We start from the raw sequence: 15,861 nt of genomic DNA, 5'->3' as shown, positions 1-15,861 counted from the left end.
GGCCAGGGCTGGTTCCGCTTCCGGCCATCCTCGAGCTGCACCGCTTCAGCCCGCCGCGTCGCCCGTCCGGGGACGACGAAGCCTTGTGTCCGTGAGCACCCCGATCATGGACACCAGCCGAATTCGTGTGATTATGACAGAAAGGCGAGCGCGGACTGAGGAAGCCGGTGTGAATCCGGCGCGGTCCCGCCACTGTGATCGGCGAGCGGATCCCCACCAGGCCACCGCCCCCAAGGGGTGGGAAGGCGGGGACGAGCATCGACCCGAGAGCCAGGAGACTCACGCGGTCGCCTCCTCGATGAACTGGGGCGGATTTCCCCGGAGAGGAGCGGGCCGTGTCGTGCGACGTGCCCCTGGTATGCCCTCTTTCTGATCCGCCCCGTCGTGCAGATTCCGTGAGAGGAACACTTCATGACGGGCAGACGTTCGACGTCCCTCCTGCTCGCCCTGCTGCTGTCCGGCGTGCTGGCCGCCTGTGGCGGCGCCCCGGCCAATAGCAACGCCCTTGACGCCGGCACGGCAGCAGTCTCCGCGCCGGCAGGTTTCCCGCTCACGCTCGACAACTGCGGCGTGAAGACCACCTACGAACAGCCGCCCCAGCGGGCGATCTCGATGAACCAGCACGCCACCGAGGTGATGCTGGCGCTCGGCCTGCAGAAGTCGATGATCGGCACCGCCTACCTGGACGACAAGGTGCTGCCGGAGTACCAGGCGGCCTACGACGCCATCAAGGTCGTCGCCAAGGAGTACCCCTCCTACGAGGCACTCCTGGCCGAGGAGCCCGACTTCGTCTATGGAGGGTTCAAGAGCACCTTCGACGAGAAGGAGGGCCGCGGCCGCGAGGCGCTGGAGAAGACCGGCGTCAGGACCTATCTCAACGTCGAGGAGTGTGCCGAGGGAGCGGTCTCCATGGACCTCATGGACACCGAGATCCGCAACGTGGCGAAGATCTTCGGCGTCGCCGATCGGGCCGAGCCTCTGATCGCCAAGCTTCACGCGACCCTCGACGAGGCGAAGACCAAGCTCGGCGACGCGCAGCCGGTCAAGCTGTTCGTCTACGACAGCGGAGACAAGACCGCCTTCACCGCGGGCGGCAAGGGCATCGGCAACGAGATCATGAGAAGGGCCGGGGCGGAGAACATCTTCGGCGACCTCGACAAGGTCTGGGCTGACGTCTCCTTCGAGCAGGTCGCCGAACGTGCGCCCGACTGGATCGTCATCTACGACTACGGCAGCCAGAGCGTGGAGGACAAGCAGGAGTTCCTGCTCTCCAACCCGGCGCTGAAGGATGTTCCGGCGATCAGGGGCAAGCGGTTCGCCGTCCTGCCCCTGTCGTCGGTCGCGCTCGGCGTGCGCGCCCCGACGGCGGTCGCGTCCCTGGCCGAGCAACTGCACGCCGACCGGTTCCAGTGAGTGACCTGACCGCGGGGGCTGTGCTCCCGGCGCGGCGCCCCGGCCTGCCGTACGCGGTCGTGATCGTCCTGCTGCTCGCGCTGCTGGGTGCGGCCGGAACGGCGGCCATCGCTGCCGGGTCGGTCGCGTTGCCCGCCGAGCAGGTCTGGTCCATCCTGCTGCACCGCATCCACCCGGCACTGGCGGACCAGACCTGGACCGCCGTGCGCGAGACCATCGTCATGGACGTGCGACTCCCCCGCGTGCTGCTCGCAGCCGTGATCGGCGCGGGTCTGTCGGTGTGCGGCATGGCGCTGCAGGCCCTGGTGCGCAACCCGCTGGCAGACCCGATGCTGCTCGGCGTCTCCTCGGGGGCGAGCGTCGGCGCGGTCACGGTGGTGGTGTTCAGCTTGACCGTGTTCGGCGCGTTCTCCCTGCCGATCGCGGCCTTCCTAGGAGCACTGGCCGCGCTCGTGGCGGTGTACTTCCTGGCCCGCTCCGGCGGCCGGATGACCACCGTCCGGCTGGTGCTGGCCGGGGTCGCGATGGCCGAGGTGCTGTCGGCCGTGGCCAGCTTCCTGGTGGTCACCTCCAACGACCCGCACAAGACGCAGTCGGCGGTGCGCTGGATGCTCGGCGGCCTGGCCGGGACCACCTGGACGACGGTGTGGATCCCGGCGGCAGCCGTACTGGCCGGAACGGTCGTGCTGCTCGCGGTGTCCCGGCCGCTGAACCTGCTGCTGGCGGGCGAAGAGGCGGCCTCCTCGCTCGGACTGGACGTGCACCGGTTCCGGGCGGCGCTGTTCGTGCTGGTGGCCATGATGATCGGCACGATCGTGGCGGTCAGCGGGGCCATCGGCTTCGTCGGGCTGATCATGCCCCACGTGGTCCGCCTGCTCATCGGCGCTGACCACCGCCGTGCTCTACCGGCGACGGCGCTGCTCGGCGCGGCCTTCCTCGTCATGGCCGACCTGGTCGCACGCACCCTGATCACGCCCGAGGAGATCCCGGTGGGGATCATCACGGCTCTGGTCGGCGGACCGTTCTTCCTGTGGCTGATGCGGAGGCGCTCGAAGTGAAGCTGATCGTGGAGGACGTGTCGGTCCAGATCGGTGACCGGTACCTGGTCAGCGACGTCTCGCTGGAGGTCGCCGACGGAGAGGTGCTGGGGGTGGCCGGGCCCAACGGTGCGGGCAAGTCCACCCTGCTGCGCACCCTGTATCGGGTCCGCCGCCCCACCTCGGGCCGGGTGCTGCTCGACGGCGAGGACATCTGGAAGATGCCCGCCGGATGGCTGGCCCGGCGGCTGGCCGCGGTGCTCCAGGAGAGCAGTGGCGACTTCGAGCTCACCGTGTACGACGTCGTCGCCATGGGCCGCACCCCGCACAAGCGCGCCTTCGACGGCGACAACGCCGGCGACAAGGCGATCATCGCCGACGCCCTCGATCGGCTCGACGTGGCCGGGCTGGCGTACGCTCCTTTCGATCGGCTGTCGGGCGGCGAGAAGCAGAGGGTGCTGATCGCGCGGGCGCTCGCCCAGCAGCCGGCCACGATGGTGCTCGACGAGCCGACCAACCATCTCGACCTGCGCCACCAGTTGGATGCGCTGAACCTGGTCAGCGCACTCGGCGTCACCGCCGTGGTCGCCCTGCACGACCTCAACATGGCCGCCGCGTTCTGCGACCGCATCTGCGTCATGGACGGCGGACGGGTCGTCGCACTCGGCACGCCCGCCGAGGTGCTCACCCCCGCCCTCCTGTCCGACGTCTACCGGGTCGAAGCCGATGTGGCCATGCATCCGAAGACCGGGGTGCCGCACGTGACCCTCCACACCGGAGGGAGCCGCGTCACGAACTGATTCCCCACTCCCAGAAAAAGCCGGATCCGCCGTCCGGCCTGTTCGTCGTGCGCTCGAGAAATGGAGTTCGATGGAATCTCCGAAATCTATCGCCACAGCTCTGGAAAGGGCCACGGAATTCGGCTCGTTCTTTTCGCTGCACCTCGGTGGAAACGCTTCCGGATGGCATGATGTCAGAACCGACTACGAACGCGGATTCACCGACCTGGTCCAGGCCACGGCCGCCAGGTACGGAACCGCCGAGCTGCGTATCGGCGCCTCGATCACCCAGCTCGGCCACGCCGCCCGGCTCTGGTCGCCGGTCCTCGGCACGGCGCTGACGCACGGCGTCGTGCCCGACCTGACCCGCCTCGACCGCGCCGACGACGGGCCGGCCCTACGCCTGCCCGACCCACGTGGATGGCCGTACGAATCCCCTCAGCAGCTCTACGACCTGGTCGTTCGCGGCCACCTGGAGCCGTTCGCGGCCGGGCTGCGGGTGAAGGTCGCCCGCGGCCTGCTGTACGGCAACGCCGCCTCGGCCTTGGTCGAAGCGGCTCGCACCGTGGTGGCGGCCCGCCCGGACCTGACCGCGCGAGCCACCCAGCTGGTCACGACGTTGCTGAACCACGGCGGCCTCGCCCGTAAAGGCGCGATCGTGTCCGACGGCCTGGCATTCCGGCGCACCACCTGCTGTCTCTATTACCGGGTACCGGACGGCGTGAAATGCGGCGACTGCTCGCTGGCAGAAAAATGAATCCTTGAATGACCTCGCAATGCATGCCTATGGTTTTGCATGTAGTTGGCAAGTGCAAATCACTCGTAGGAGGATGCACATGGCGCACCACGGATTCGTCGAACCCGAAGGACCGCTGAACTGCCTGAAGTCCCACACTCCGGCAGTCGACTCGCCGTTCGAGTGGCGTGAGGACGACGACGAGTAGATCCCGGTTCACAGCCGGGGCCCCGAGCAGGGGCTCCGGCTCCTTCGGAGAGGAGCCCTCGTGATCGCGCAGGTCAGCCGGGACAGAACCGCCGGCTCCGTGGTGCCCAGCCTGATCTCCTACACCGCCACGGGTGCGGAGGTGACCGGAGGCGCGGCCCTCGGAGACGACGAGGCCGCGCTGCGCGCCGCGGTCGGCGAGGCCGTCGAGCGGCACTGCGCGAACCAGGTCCCTTCCGGCCTGCGCAGGGCAACCTACCGCGAGCTGGACGAACCCGCGGTCGATCCGCGCTCGTTCGCCCTCTACTCGCCGGCTCAATACCGGGCACGAGGCTTCCCCTTCGTGCCGATGACCGCGGACCTGGAAATCGCCTGGTCGCCCGCCGAGGACCTCGTCTCCGGCGGGCGTGCCCTGGTACCTGCCTCGCTGGTGTACGTGAACTACTTCACCGGCCCTCGCCGGGCCGAGCCGGCCACCAACTACCCGATCCTGGCCGGGACAGCAGCCGCCGCGACCCAGGAGCAAGCCAGACAGGCGGCGTTGCGTGAGGTTCTGGAGCGGGACGCAGTCACCCTGTGGTGGCACGGCAGCGCTCCTGCCTCACCGCTGAAGGCTCCCGCGGGCGGCCCGCTCGCCGAAGCGCTCGGCGAAGCCGCTGAATCCGGGCTGACCGTGTCGCTGCTACGCATCCCGGCCGCGTTCGATGCCATCGTGGCGGCGGTGTTCGTCGAGGATCGCGCCCGCCGGATCGTCGGCTTCGGCAGCGCCTGCCGGGCCACTGAGGAGGGGGCCGCGGCCAAGGCTTTCACCGAGGCCATCGGCACCTACGAGACCGGCCGGATCCTGCTGCGCCGCGACATCGCACGGCCGCCCTATCTGCGCCGCCGCGCCGACCGGCGCTACCTCGACGACCTGCGACGCGGCTGGCGCGACGTCAACGATGTCCGGCTGCACGTCCAGGTCTACCTCGACGAACGACTCCAGGGCGACGCGCTGGACCGGCTCCGGCACCCGTCGGGCCCGCCGATGCCACCGGAGAGCCTCGGCCCGCTGCGCTCGCTGACCGACCAGGGCCTCCGCGCCTACGCGGTTGATCTGAGCAGCCCTGACTCCGAGCTCCATGTCGCCCGGGTGCTGGTACCGGGGCTGGTCTGCGACGCGCCTGCGGCCTTCCCCTTCCTCGGCAGCACCCGGCTGCCCGCCTCATCCGATCTTGTGCGGCAACCACTGCCATTCGCCTAAGGAGAACGTATGCGGCTCGGACTGGCCATGGGATACGGCGGCGAACCCATGGAGGAGGTGCTCCCGGTCATCCAGCGGGCCGAGAGCATCGGCGTCGACTCGGTGTGGAGCCTGGAGGAGTACGGCCCCGATGCCGTCAGCGTGCTCGGATACCTGGCAGCCGTGACCTCGCGCATCGAGCTCAGCAGCGCGATCATGCAGATCCCGGCCCGTACCCCCGCGGCGACAGCGATGACGGCGATGACCCTCGACGTGCTCTCCAAGGGCCGCTTCCAGCTGGGCCTCGGCCTGTCCGTGCCGTGGATCGTGGAGGGCTGGCACGGCCTGCCGTACGAACGTCCGCTACGCCGTACGAGGGAGTATGTCGAGATCGTGCGCCGCGCCATCGCCCACGAGGATCGGGTGAGCTACGAGGGCGAGCTGTACACGCTCCCCTACACCGGCCCCGGTTCGACCGGCCGGGCGCGGCCGATCCGCTCGGAGATGACGCCGCTGCGCCCGCACATCCCGATCCACCTCGCCGCCATCGGCCCCCGCAACCTGGCCCTGACCGGCGAACTCGCCGACGGCTGGCTGTCTGGCATGTACGCCCCCGAGCACGAGACCGCCATCCTCGCCCCGCTTGACGAGGGCATCGCCCGAGCCGGACGGCAGGCGGCGGACGTGCGGATCTGCCCCATCCTCTACGTCGCCCACGCGCCGACGATCGACGCTGGGCGGGAGAAACTGCGTCCCCTCTACGCCCACCTGGTCGGAGCCACCGCTCCGGGAGTGCGCAACACCTACGCGGACGTGGTCACCCAGATGGGCTATGAAGGCGCCGCTCACGACATCCGCAAGCACTTCTCCGATGGCGACAAGCCGGCCGCCGTCCGAGCCGTCCCCGATCGCCTGCTGGATGAGGTAGCCCTGATCGGCCCGGTCGAAGCCATGATCGAACGGCTTACGGTGTGGCGGCAATCAAGAGTCGACACCGTCATCCTGCTCGACCGTGACACCGACCTGCTGGAAGCGGCTCGGGCTGTCCTGTGAGGCGCATGTGGGCGCTCGCTGTGCCGCTGCTCGTGGCCGGGCTCACTCAGATCATCGTCAATGTCGTCGACACGATCATGCTGGCGCGCTGGTCCACGACGGCACTGGGCGCTTTCGCGCTGGCCGCTCCCGTCTACCTGATCGCGCTGGTCATCGTGCGCGGCTGGGCGACAGCCGTACAGATCAAGGTGGCGCAGGCGCACGGAGCGGGCGACCAGCGTGCGGTCGTGCAGGCCGTGCGGCTGGGGTTGACCACGTCTGCCGTGGCCGGGCTGGTGATCGGGGTGGTGCTGTAGGCTACGGCGGAGCCGGTGCTCGCGTTGCTGGGAGCGCCTGCCGAGCTGATCGGTCCGGGCGGGGAGTACCTGCGCGTCCTGGCATTCGCAATGCCTTTCGCCGCCGCGTCGTTCACGCTGCAGAGCGCCTGCTCGGGCGTCGGCGTCACGCGGGCCGCGATGTACCACGCACTCGTGGTCAGCGCGGTGAATCTGCCTGAAGGGTGTCAAAAGTCAGCCTAAGGCTCTGACCTGCGTCTTTCATGACTGCACCCCGTTGGTCAGCTGGCTCGCTGGTACTCGTTGATCAGCCCGCCGAGGACGTGGCGGCGCTCGATCCGGCCCGTCGGCAGCGGGATCACGTCGGAGTTGTCCTTGGTGGGAGCTCGGAGGGCGAGGGAGCGGTGCGGCCGGTGGCGATTGTAGTGATCGGCGTATTCGTCCAGCACGGTGCGAAGGTGCCGTTCGCCGAAGATCAGTAGTCGGTCGGTGCATTCCGTGCGGGCGGTGCGGACCCATCGCTCGGCGAACGCGTTCGCGCGAGGCGCCCGCAGCGGGATCTTCAGCACGTGAATGTGGTCGCCGGCGAAGACCTCATCGAAGCTGCCGGTGAACTTCGTGTCCCGATCCCGGATCAGGAACCGGAACGCGCCGGCACGGTCCTCCAGATCGGTGAGAAGGTTTCGGGCTTGCTGGGTAACCCACTTGCCGTCAGGGTGGGCGGTCACGCCGAGCACGTGCACGAACCGGGTGCCGACCTCCACCACGAAGAAGACGTACAACCGGCGCAGCGTGACGGTGTCCACGGTGAAGAAGTCACAGGCCAGCGTGCTCACGGCGTGGGTGCGGACGAAATCTCGCCAGCGGTCATCAGCCCGTCGCGGCGCCGGACCCAGGCGCCCCCGTTTCAGGATGCGGCGGATCGTCGCACCACTCACCTGGTGGCCCAGATGCCGCAGTTCGCCGCGGATGCGCTCGTAACCCCAGCGAGGATTCTCCCGCGCCAACTGCTGGATCAACGCCACGAGTGCCGGATCGGTCGCAGGGCGTCCCATCCTCCGGTGCGGATAGGTCCAGTGGCGTGCGGTCAGATGCCGGTGCCAGCGCAGCAGCGTCCCTGGTGTCACCAGTCGGTGGGCGCGCAGCGCCGCGGCAGTCCTCGGGCCAGCGCGGACAGCACCGCTCGGTCCGCCCATGACAGTCTTGGACGGCGAACCTGACGGCGCAGCACAGCGACCTCGTGCCGCAGGAGGAGGATCTCCATGTTCTTGGAGGCGTCGCTACGAGCCAGCAGCGTCAGCCAGCCCACTATGCGGCAGAGGATCAGATAGAAGAGACGGAGCGTCACGAGCCTCGAGCATGCCCGACCCAGGCCACTGCTCCGGCCAGGAAGCCGAGAAAAACCCGCAGCTCACGACCGTCAACGGAGTATTGACACCCTTCACGCTGCCCAGACACCCCACCGGGCCGGGTCGTCCATGGCCCATTCGGCCAGGTCGAGGTAGAAGGCCCGCACGATGGCCAGGTGGTTGAGGCCGTGATCGGCGCGCGGCGCGTTGGTCTCGATGGCCTCGCCGCTGGACGTCGTGGTGCGGGTCATCTTCAGGGCGATCCTTTGTTTCACCCTCGTTAGTTCAGTCAACAGATAAATGTTCTGATGCTGCAAGACGTTCTCGCCGAACCCGAATGGGCCGCGCTGCTCACACCGATCGACCGGCGCGGACTGACCTCGCTGTTCTGGCTGCACGTCCGCCCCTACGGCGAGGTGCGTCTCGACCTGAGCGCCCGGTTGAGCATCGGTTCTCTCAGCTCGTTCGGTGGCGCATGACAGATATGGCTTGCTGATCATGTCGAGAATCGGTCGTTATCTTGAGCCGGTAGCTGGCCCAGTTCTCTGTCCTGTACTGGCTCGTCAACGGCGCTGTCTTCGCCGGGACGTCGAGGTTGAGCCCGGTCTGCACCAGATATCCGGTGAGCAGATAGCGCTCGGTGCGGCCCCCGCCCCACTACCGCACCGAGCGCTATTCTTCGCGACCTCGGGACTGTACGCAATCAACCTGAAGAGCGGGGTGTGAAGGACAGTAGGTCGCCGGGCTGGCAGCCGAGAACCTCGCAGATCTTGCTCAGCGTCGAGAACCGGATCGCCTTGGCGCGGTTGTTCTTGAGGATCGACAGGTTCACGTTGGTGATCCCCACCTTGTCGGCCAGCTCGACCACCGTCATGCCGCGCTCTTCGAGCAATCGATCCAGATGTACCTCGATGGCGTGCTCGGGGTTTTCGGCGGGCGACATCAGACAGTTCCTTCGAGTTCCTCGCGCATGTGCGCGCCGACGCGGACGACCTTGGACATCACGACAAGCCCGAGCCCGGCGATCAGGGACGCCCATGGAAAGGCCCAGCCGTACAAAGCCATCCACCCCACCTCCCTGACGGTCCCGGCCACCATCGACACGGCCAGGCCGGTCTCGACGATGGTGGTGTAGAGCGACGCCGCGACTGTGCCGACCATAAGAAACACGCCGAGGAACCGCAGCCTGCGGACGACCACCTCATCGAAACCGCTGTCCTGTCGTGCGTCTCTGATCAGCCAGTCGAGGAGGAAGAGCGCGATGAGCAATGCGAGCGCGGTGGCGAACCGCGAGGTCTGATAGAGCACCTGTGTGACGAGGCTGGAGTCGTCCTTGCAAATCTGAGGCAGCGGGTAGGCGAGCTCGACTCCCTTCTCCACGGGATAGGGGTTGTCGTCGACGCCGCTGCTCCCCGCCACGGCCTTTCGGCGTTGAGGGTCCTCGGCGAAGTTTCCCTCCACGTCGAGGATGCTCGGTGATGGCACACACACCAGGCTTTGGACGCCGCGGGAACCGAAGGCGTTCTCTCCGCCGGTCAAGGCTGCACGCCCGACTTCGTAGGCCATCGTCGCGGCGAACAGCACTAGGAGAAGGCGGACGACGATCGCCGTCCACTTCAGGGGAGTGGATCTGTCGAGGGGCACGGCGCGGCTCCATATCGTTGCTCGATATTATTGTTTATCGATGATATCGATGAACAATAATGTGTCAAGTGGGGTCCTGATCGAGCAGGTTGTCCCGATGCGGGCCCCGAGCCCCGGGTCTCGGGCGGCCTGCTCTGGCCACTCCAGCGGCGTTGTTTGCCCCACCGTCACTCGCCATTAATGATCATGTCGAGATACGTTCGATTCTCAACACCTGGCCGGAGCGCTCTTCGCGAACTGCCGACAGCCTGCCTGGGTGTCGGAAAAACGTGTTGCGAAGTCGGAGTGTTCATCAACTGTCGCAGCACCGTTTCTCTACACTTCCGAGGTGTGACGACACTCCGCGACGACTCGCCCCCGCCGCAGTGATCCGCCAGGCCGCCGACGACCTCCTTGGCGCCGAACCCCCAGTCCTCACCGGAGCGCTCGTCGGTTACGCCCGGGTTTCCACCCGCGATCAGCGCCTCGACCGACAGACCCGCGCGCTCGAAGCCGCCGGCTGCATCCGCATCTTCGCCGACAAGCTGAGCGGCAAGAACACCGACCGCGAAGAGCTCACTAAGGCCATGGACTACCTACGGTCCGGCGACACCCTCGTCGTCCCCTCGCTCGACCGGCTCGCCCGCTCCCTGGCCGACCTCGTCACGATCGTCGCCGAACTGCGCCGCCGCGGCGTCGGCTTCCGGTCCCTGAAGGAAGCCCTCGACACCACCACCCCCGGCGGCCGCCTCGTCTTCCACGTCTTCGCCGCCCTCGCCGAGTTCATCCGCGAGCTGATCGTCGAGGGAACCCACGAGGGCCTGGCCGCCGCCAAGGCTCGCGGCGTGCGACTCGGCCGCCCACCCGCGATGACCCCCGAGCAGGTCCGGCACGCCCGTGCCTTGCTCACCCAGCCCGACGCTACCGTGTCCTCAAGTGCCCGACTGCTGAACGTCAGCCGCTCCACGATCTACAAGTATGTGCCCGAACTCGCCACGGCCCGCCCGGCCGTCGAGCAGCCGGCAGCGCGAGCCGAGATGGAGACGGGCGGCTGATTCCCCAGTTCAGCGCCTACTTGGCGGCTGATGGCGCGTTGGTTAACGGCACCCCCATACGTCCGCACGAACAGGTTGTAGTCGTCGGCGGGGATGCCATCCATCGTGAGCGCCTTCACCGCGGTCGAGGTGAGGTCCCACTCTGGCGGCCCGGCCGAGCAGCGCTCAAGGTCGAGCAGCACCACATCACCGTCGTCGGTGCAGACGACATTGCCGATCCATGCGTCACCGTGCACGACGCACTCGGGCACCCCTTCGGCAGTTCGGCATACCGGGCTTTCAGCTCGTTAAGGTGGCGCCGCATCCACCACCGATCGTCGTCCCGAGAGTGGTCGCACGCTCAATCCGGTCGGCTAGGTCGTGTTTCATAAGGCATCGAGCCACTGGTTGATCGCAGCGATGATGACGACGGTTTCGTAGCGTACGGCGAGCTTGTCGTAGCGGGTCGCCATGCCGCGGTTGCCTTTGAGCAGGTTGATGCCGCACTCCACAGCGTGACGCAGCCGGTAGAACGTGGGTCGAAGGCCGGCGGGCGACCCCCCTTCGATCCCTTGGCTCGCCGGTGAGCGTCCTGGTCGGCCTTGCTCGGAATGCACGCCTTGATCCCACGCCGGCGCAGATGAGTCCGGTTGGCCTTGCTGGTGTAGGCCTTGTCGGCCAGGACCCGATCCGGGCGGGTCCTGGGACGGCCACCGCCGAGGCGGGCCACCCGGATCTTGCCGAGCACCGGGATGAACTGCGGGCTGTCGCCCCGCTGCCCGGCGGTCACCACCGCAGCCAGCAACTTGCGGCCCTGCTCGCAAGCCAGATGGGTCTTGGTGGTCAGCCCGCCGCGTGAGCGCCCCAGCGCGTGATCGGCCGGCTCGATGTGCACCCCGCCGGGTGGCTCCTTCTGCAGGTGACCGTCCCGGCGGGCTCCGGCCGCGTGCTGGTGAGCCCGGGTGATGGTGGAGACGCTCACCGTCCAATCGATCTTCCCGGCGGCGTCCGCACACGCCTGCAAGGCCGCCAGGATCCGCGCCCAGATCCCCTCCCGCTGCCAGCGCCGGAACAAGCCATACACGGTGAACCAGTGGCCGTAGCAGGCAGGAACGTCTCGCCACGGCGCCCCGGTCCGGATCCGCCACCGGATCCCGTCGATCAACTGCCGCCTGCTCCACTTCGGCGGACGCCCCTTACCCGACGCGGCAGGCAGATGCGGCTCCAGCGCCGCCCACTGCGCGTCAGTGAGGTCGTGCCGCCTCGTCACCACTACGCTGGCCACGAGGTCTCCGGTATTTCGTTCTTCTTGGTCGTTGAACCAACTACCGGAGACCTCTTCGATTAACGATCACCGACACGCCTCACACGTGATCTTTCGAAACACGGCCTAGACGCGAGCGTCGCCATGATCGTGAAAGCCCGACCCGCCGCCGCCCGCGCCCGCACGGCCGCCGTCGAATACCCCACCCGGGACGAGTTCGATCTGGTACGCGGCATGACCGGGCTGGGCGCGCACCTGCTGCGGCGCGACCCGAGCGGCCCCCTCCTCCGTGACGTGCTCGCCTACCTGGTCGAGCTCACCCAGCCGCTCCCCTCATGCAACGGGCTGCCCGGCTGGTGGACCATCGACATCCCGCCAGGTCGCCCGCCCGCCGACTTCCGCGGCGGGTTCGCCGACCAGGGGATGGCACATGGCATCGCCGGCCCGCTCGCGTTGCTCGCCACAAGCATGCGGCGCGGCATCACCGTCGAGGGCCACGCCGAGGCCATCGAACGCATCTGCGACTGGCTGGACTACTGGTGGCAAGAGGGCCCGACCGGCCCCTGGTGGCCAGAGCGGGTGAACATCCACGAGCACCTCGATGGCCGCCCCGACCAGCCGGGACCGGCGCGCCCGTCCTGGTGCTACGGCACCCCCGGCATCGCCCGCGCCCTGCAGCTCGCCGGCATCGCGACCGGCGACCACGCCCGCCAGCAACGCGCCGAGCTCGCGCTCGCCGCGTGCCTGTCCGACCCCGCCCAGCTCGCCCGCATCCGCGACCCCGCCTTATGCCACGGCTGGGCCGGGCTCCTGGCCACCGTGCGGCACGCCTCCTGTCGCGTGGTGGTTCACCCGTAAGGGCCCCGAGTGGCGCATCCGCTGCATGCCCGCCCCCGGCCGGGACGACGAAGCGACCAGGCGCCTGCAAGAGGCCATGGACGCCCTGAAGGTGCACGGCGACATCGAGCAGTGGGTCTGGGGGGATCTACGAGCCCGAGGTCGACGCGTTCGGCGGCGTCGAGGCCATGGACGTCGCGCACGACCTCTTCCACGCCGACAGCCGCAACATCCTCCACTACCTGCACCAGCTCGACGATCAGCTAATTCCGTGCCGAGATCACCGGCGCGAGCTCGGCTTGGTGCTGGCCAGCACGCTGATGCGCGGGGCCGGCCTGGACTGGTACGAGCAGGGCGACGTGTGGGCCAAGGTGGCGGCGCACCGGCCGGCCGCCCTGCCGGCGAGCTTCCCCACGCAGGTCACCGACGCCGAGCTGGCCGCAGTGCGCACGCTCATCACCGCCTGCGGCAACAGCGCATCCAGCCCACTGACGGCCGCACCGGACTGGGCCGAGGCGTTCCAAGCGGCCGGCGCCCAGCTCGCTGCCCTGGCCAAGCGCGGCCGCCTGTCTCGCGGCCCTACGCTCCGTACTCGCCCATCATGTGCTGTTCGCGTGGAACCGGGCCAGCCTCTCCTCACGACACCAGGCGTTCTTCTCGGAAACGGCCGCCCAGGTCGTGTTCCATCACACCCCCGGCCTGAAGCCCGGCCTTGAGTCCGGCCTTGAGGAGGATCCGACCTCCCGCCCTGCGCCATCACCTGCGACTACGCTCACCGCAGTGACCACCAACACCGACACCAACCCGAGCCCAGAGCAGCTACGCGACGAGCTGGCCGACCACATCCGCGACCGCGGCATCTTCACGTCCGCCCGTGTCGAGCGCGCGTTCCGGACGGTGCCCCGGCATCTGTTCCTGCCGGGCGTGGACCTGCGGGACGCCTACGCCCCCAAGGTCGTCAAGACCAAGTACGGCGCCGACGGCTCGGCGATCTCCTCGGCCTCCAATCCGAAGCTCGTGGCCGAGATGCTGGAACAGCTCGACATCCAGCCCGGCCACCGCGTGCTGGAGATCGGCGCGGGCACCGGCTTCAACGCCTGCCTCATGGCGGAACTGGCTGGCCCGGACGGGCACGTGGTCACCATCGACATCGACGACGACCTCGTCCAGGCGGCCCGCCGCGGCCTGCGCGCGGCGGGATACGAGCAGGTCGAGGTGATCTGCGGTGACGGCGCCGATGGCCACCCCGCCGGCGGACCGTATGACCGGATCATCGTCACCGCCGGCGCGTGGGACCTGGCCGCGGCCTGGTGGCAGCAGCTCGCCGAGGGCGGCCGCATGGTCGTCCCCGTCCTCCTGCACGACAGTGGCCTGACGCGCTCGCTCGCGTTCGACCTCGCCCAACCCGGCCGGATGGTGTCCACGTCGGCGCTGGTGTGCGGGTTCGTCCCCATGCGCGGCTCGACGTTCCACGCCGGGCGCACCCTCCAGCTCGCCGAGGACGTCGTGCTCCACCTCAACGACCACCCGTCCGAGGCGGACCAGAACCTGCCGCAGGCGCTCAAGCATCCCGCCCACCAGGTATGGACGGGCATCCAGATCCGCGACGATCAGCCCGTCGGCCACCTCGACCTGTGGCTGGTCAGCACCGGCAGCCGGTTCGCCCGGATGGCGGCCGGAGCGGACGCCCGCGACCGCGGCCTCGTCACGCCCGCGCTGCGGTGGGCCGGCGCCACCCTGTACGACGACACCAGCCTCGCCTACCTGGCGCTGCGCCCCCTCGACAACCGCCCACCCGGACTCCAAACGCACCAGCTCGGCGTGATCGCCCACGGGCCCGAGGGCGTGAAGCTCGCCGCGCAGACGGCGGAACTCCTGCACCAGTGGGACGAGGAGCGGCCGCCGCAGCCCGTCATCACCGCCCACCCCGCAGGCACGCCCGACGTGCAGCTCTCGCCGGGGTACCGCATCGACCGGCCCGGCGCCCGCCTCACCGTCGTGTGGTGACCGCGACGGCTTGTCCGATCCGGCCGCCGTAGACAGGAGGCACGAAGGTGAGCAAGACCGAAACCGCCCAGCCGGTCTCGCCCCTGCACACGGTGGCGCGCCGGTTCCCACTGGTGCCACGCCCGCGGGCGGTATGCCGCTCGATCGAGCAGCGCGTCGCCCGAGTTCGTGACCGCGCCCACCTGGCGGCGCAACGCGGCGACGACGCGGTCCTGCGGGCCGCGGAGGCGTTCAACATGGCCGCGCTGATCGCCACCGACTGCGGCCTGCCCAAGCTCGCACGAGAGCTGTGCTGGCAGCAGGCCGACATCTTCCTCACCAGCCGCCCCTACCCCGCGGCAACGGCCAAGCTGGCGCTGCAGCCGCTGATCAACCTCGGTCGTCTGCTCGTCCGCGACGGCGACGGCGCTTACGAGGTGTTCCGGGGCTTGTACGACGCGCTCCACGACCGGGCGGCCGTGGCCATCGCCGGCAGGCAGGTGGACCTGGCCGACCTCGTCATCGAGGACGACCGGCCGCAGATCGTGCAGTGGATGTGGCTCAACCTTCTCATCGATGGCAGCAAGGCCTTGGCCAGGGCCGGCCGATGGGCCGAGGCGCTTCACCACGTCGAGCAACACCACGGCGTCGGGGCGCGGATGTGCGAAGGGCGCCAGGTCTCCATCGTCGCCCGCGCGACCTCCGGCCACCCTGACGAAGCCGCTCATCTCCTGGCGGCGACTCCTGTCGAGGCGCCGTGGGAGGAGGCGGTCTCAGCCTGCCTGCACACGCTGTGCCTGCGCGTCGCCGACCAGCCGGCCGACCCGACCACATCGACCATGGTCGACGCCTACCTCCGGCTCCCGGCCGAGCCCGAGCATGTCGTCTTCCAGGTGCGTTTGGGCCTGAGCGTTTTCGGGCTAGCCCCGTTTTCCGCACATGAGTGATCTTCAGCGGAGGTCTCGTGGATCGATGTCGAGGAGATCCAGGAGATGGAGTTGGAGGTCGGTGGGTTGCGGGATGGTCGGGGGTGACTGGCCGGTGCC

Annotated in this window: 19 protein-coding genes, 1 pseudogene and 1 riboswitch; of the genes and pseudogenes, 13 read left to right on the top strand and 7 right to left on the bottom strand. The window is 68.8% G+C overall.

The window, feature by feature from the left end:
- Positions 1–106: 106 nt before the first annotated feature.
- A riboswitch (cobalamin riboswitch) is annotated at positions 107–301 on the top strand.
- 110 nt (positions 302–411) lie between these two features.
- The 7 genes and pseudogenes from E1267_RS36680 (at position 412) to E1267_RS46885 (ending at position 6,965) form a co-directional block, all read left to right on the top strand.
- The gene (locus E1267_RS36680) at positions 412–1,413 is read left to right on the top strand and encodes an ABC transporter substrate-binding protein (RefSeq protein WP_132339712.1); all 1,002 of its coding nucleotides are present in this window, start codon (positions 412–414) and stop codon (positions 1,411–1,413) included.
- Complete coding sequence (locus E1267_RS36675) at positions 1,410–2,471, top strand: FecCD family ABC transporter permease (protein ID WP_342774937.1); 1,062 nt, start codon at positions 1,410–1,412, stop codon at positions 2,469–2,471. Before E1267_RS36680 ends, E1267_RS36675 begins: the two co-directional genes overlap by 4 nt.
- Complete coding sequence (locus E1267_RS36670; RefSeq protein ID WP_132339710.1) at positions 2,444–3,250, top strand: ABC transporter ATP-binding protein; 807 nt, start codon at positions 2,444–2,446, stop codon at positions 3,248–3,250. The genes E1267_RS36675 and E1267_RS36670 overlap by 28 nt, the downstream gene beginning before the upstream one ends.
- A gap of 70 nt (positions 3,251–3,320) precedes the next feature.
- Positions 3,321–3,986 carry a (2Fe-2S)-binding protein gene (locus E1267_RS36665; protein ID WP_132339708.1) on the top strand — a complete coding sequence of 222 codons (666 nt, stop codon included), beginning with the start codon at positions 3,321–3,323 and terminating at the stop codon, positions 3,984–3,986.
- Positions 3,987–4,233: 247 nt separating this feature from the next.
- On the top strand, positions 4,234–5,415 hold the full coding sequence (locus E1267_RS36660) for a YcaO-like family protein (protein ID WP_165960001.1): 1,182 nt from the start codon (positions 4,234–4,236) through the stop codon (positions 5,413–5,415).
- Positions 5,416–5,424: 9 nt separating this feature from the next.
- Positions 5,425–6,447 carry an LLM class F420-dependent oxidoreductase gene (locus E1267_RS36655; RefSeq protein ID WP_132339704.1) on the top strand — a complete coding sequence of 341 codons (1,023 nt, stop codon included), beginning with the start codon at positions 5,425–5,427 and terminating at the stop codon, positions 6,445–6,447.
- A gap of 5 nt (positions 6,448–6,452) precedes the next feature.
- Positions 6,453–6,965: pseudogene (locus E1267_RS46885) on the top strand (MATE family efflux transporter).
- A gap of 38 nt (positions 6,966–7,003) precedes the next feature.
- On the opposite strand, the gene E1267_RS36640 reads toward E1267_RS46885, so the two are convergent.
- From E1267_RS36640 to E1267_RS44945, 3 genes are all read right to left on the bottom strand, one after another.
- On the bottom strand, positions 7,004–7,849 hold the full coding sequence (locus E1267_RS36640; RefSeq protein ID WP_220449853.1) for an integrase core domain-containing protein: 846 nt from the start codon (positions 7,847–7,849) through the stop codon (positions 7,004–7,006).
- Entirely contained in the window at positions 7,846–8,070 is a 225-nt protein-coding gene (locus tag E1267_RS45970; RefSeq protein ID WP_220449852.1) for a hypothetical protein, read from the bottom strand. Before E1267_RS45970 ends, E1267_RS36640 begins: the two co-directional genes overlap by 4 nt.
- 93 nt (positions 8,071–8,163) lie before the next feature.
- Positions 8,164–8,322 (bottom strand): hypothetical protein, encoded by a 159-nt coding sequence (locus tag E1267_RS44945; RefSeq protein ID WP_165960000.1) that lies wholly within the window; start codon positions 8,320–8,322, stop codon positions 8,164–8,166.
- Between the two features lie 57 nt (positions 8,323–8,379).
- On the opposite strand from E1267_RS44945, the gene E1267_RS44940 reads away from it, so the two are divergent.
- A complete protein-coding gene (locus E1267_RS44940) occupies positions 8,380–8,550 on the top strand; it encodes a transposase (RefSeq protein ID WP_165959999.1) in 171 nt (56 codons plus the stop codon).
- 224 nt (positions 8,551–8,774) lie between these two features.
- On the opposite strand, the gene E1267_RS36635 is transcribed toward E1267_RS44940, so the two are convergent.
- Together E1267_RS36635 and E1267_RS36630 are read right to left on the bottom strand one after the other, a co-directional pair.
- Positions 8,775–9,014, bottom strand: a complete 240-nt coding sequence (locus tag E1267_RS36635; RefSeq protein ID WP_106247751.1) for a helix-turn-helix domain-containing protein — start codon at positions 9,012–9,014, stop codon at positions 8,775–8,777.
- Complete coding sequence (locus E1267_RS36630) at positions 9,014–9,715, bottom strand: DUF2975 domain-containing protein (RefSeq protein WP_132339698.1); 702 nt, start codon at positions 9,713–9,715, stop codon at positions 9,014–9,016. The genes E1267_RS36635 and E1267_RS36630 overlap by 1 nt, the downstream gene beginning before the upstream one ends.
- 365 nt (positions 9,716–10,080) lie before the next feature.
- Between E1267_RS36630 and E1267_RS36625 the strand changes: the two genes are divergently transcribed.
- Positions 10,081–10,749, top strand: a complete 669-nt coding sequence (locus tag E1267_RS36625) for a recombinase family protein (protein ID WP_220449851.1) — start codon at positions 10,081–10,083, stop codon at positions 10,747–10,749.
- Here E1267_RS36625 and E1267_RS36620 read toward each other — a convergent pair.
- Positions 10,665–11,000: a phosphotransferase family protein gene (locus E1267_RS36620; RefSeq protein ID WP_220449850.1), complete on the bottom strand. Its 336-nt coding sequence runs from the start codon at positions 10,998–11,000 to the stop codon at positions 10,665–10,667. The two genes, E1267_RS36625 and E1267_RS36620, sit on opposite strands and share 85 nt — an antisense overlap.
- Before the next feature lie 114 nt (positions 11,001–11,114).
- Positions 11,115–11,998, bottom strand: a protein-coding gene (locus tag E1267_RS36615; protein WP_220449854.1) for an IS5 family transposase whose coding sequence is annotated in 2 segments (ribosomal slippage) — positions 11,115–11,266 and positions 11,266–11,998 — 885 coding nt in all. Because the reading frame shifts where the segments join, the coding sequence is not laid out codon by codon here.
- Between the two features lie 144 nt (positions 11,999–12,142).
- On the opposite strand from E1267_RS36615, the gene E1267_RS36610 reads away from it, so the two are divergent.
- The 4 genes from E1267_RS36610 (at position 12,143) to E1267_RS36595 (ending at position 15,762) form a co-directional block, all read left to right on the top strand.
- Complete coding sequence (locus E1267_RS36610) at positions 12,143–12,850, top strand: lanthionine synthetase C family protein (RefSeq protein WP_220449849.1); 708 nt, start codon at positions 12,143–12,145, stop codon at positions 12,848–12,850.
- Positions 12,851–12,975: 125 nt separating this feature from the next.
- On the top strand, positions 12,976–13,545 hold the full coding sequence (locus tag E1267_RS36605; protein WP_281283735.1) for a thiopeptide-type bacteriocin biosynthesis protein: 570 nt from the start codon (positions 12,976–12,978) through the stop codon (positions 13,543–13,545).
- A 64-nt stretch (positions 13,546–13,609) separates the two neighbouring features.
- Positions 13,610–14,836 (top strand): methyltransferase, FxLD system, encoded by a 1,227-nt coding sequence (fxlM, locus tag E1267_RS36600; RefSeq protein WP_132339694.1) that lies wholly within the window; start codon positions 13,610–13,612, stop codon positions 14,834–14,836.
- A 47-nt stretch (positions 14,837–14,883) separates the two neighbouring features.
- The gene (locus E1267_RS36595) at positions 14,884–15,762 is read left to right on the top strand and encodes a hypothetical protein (RefSeq protein ID WP_132339693.1); all 879 of its coding nucleotides are present in this window, start codon (positions 14,884–14,886) and stop codon (positions 15,760–15,762) included.
- Positions 15,763–15,861: the final 99 nt, after the last annotated feature.

It is taken from the genome of Nonomuraea longispora, from assembly GCF_004348345.1.
Taxonomy (GTDB): Bacteria; Actinomycetota; Actinomycetes; order Streptosporangiales; family Streptosporangiaceae; genus Nonomuraea; species Nonomuraea longispora.
This window is presented reverse-complemented; position numbering and strand designations above follow the sequence as displayed.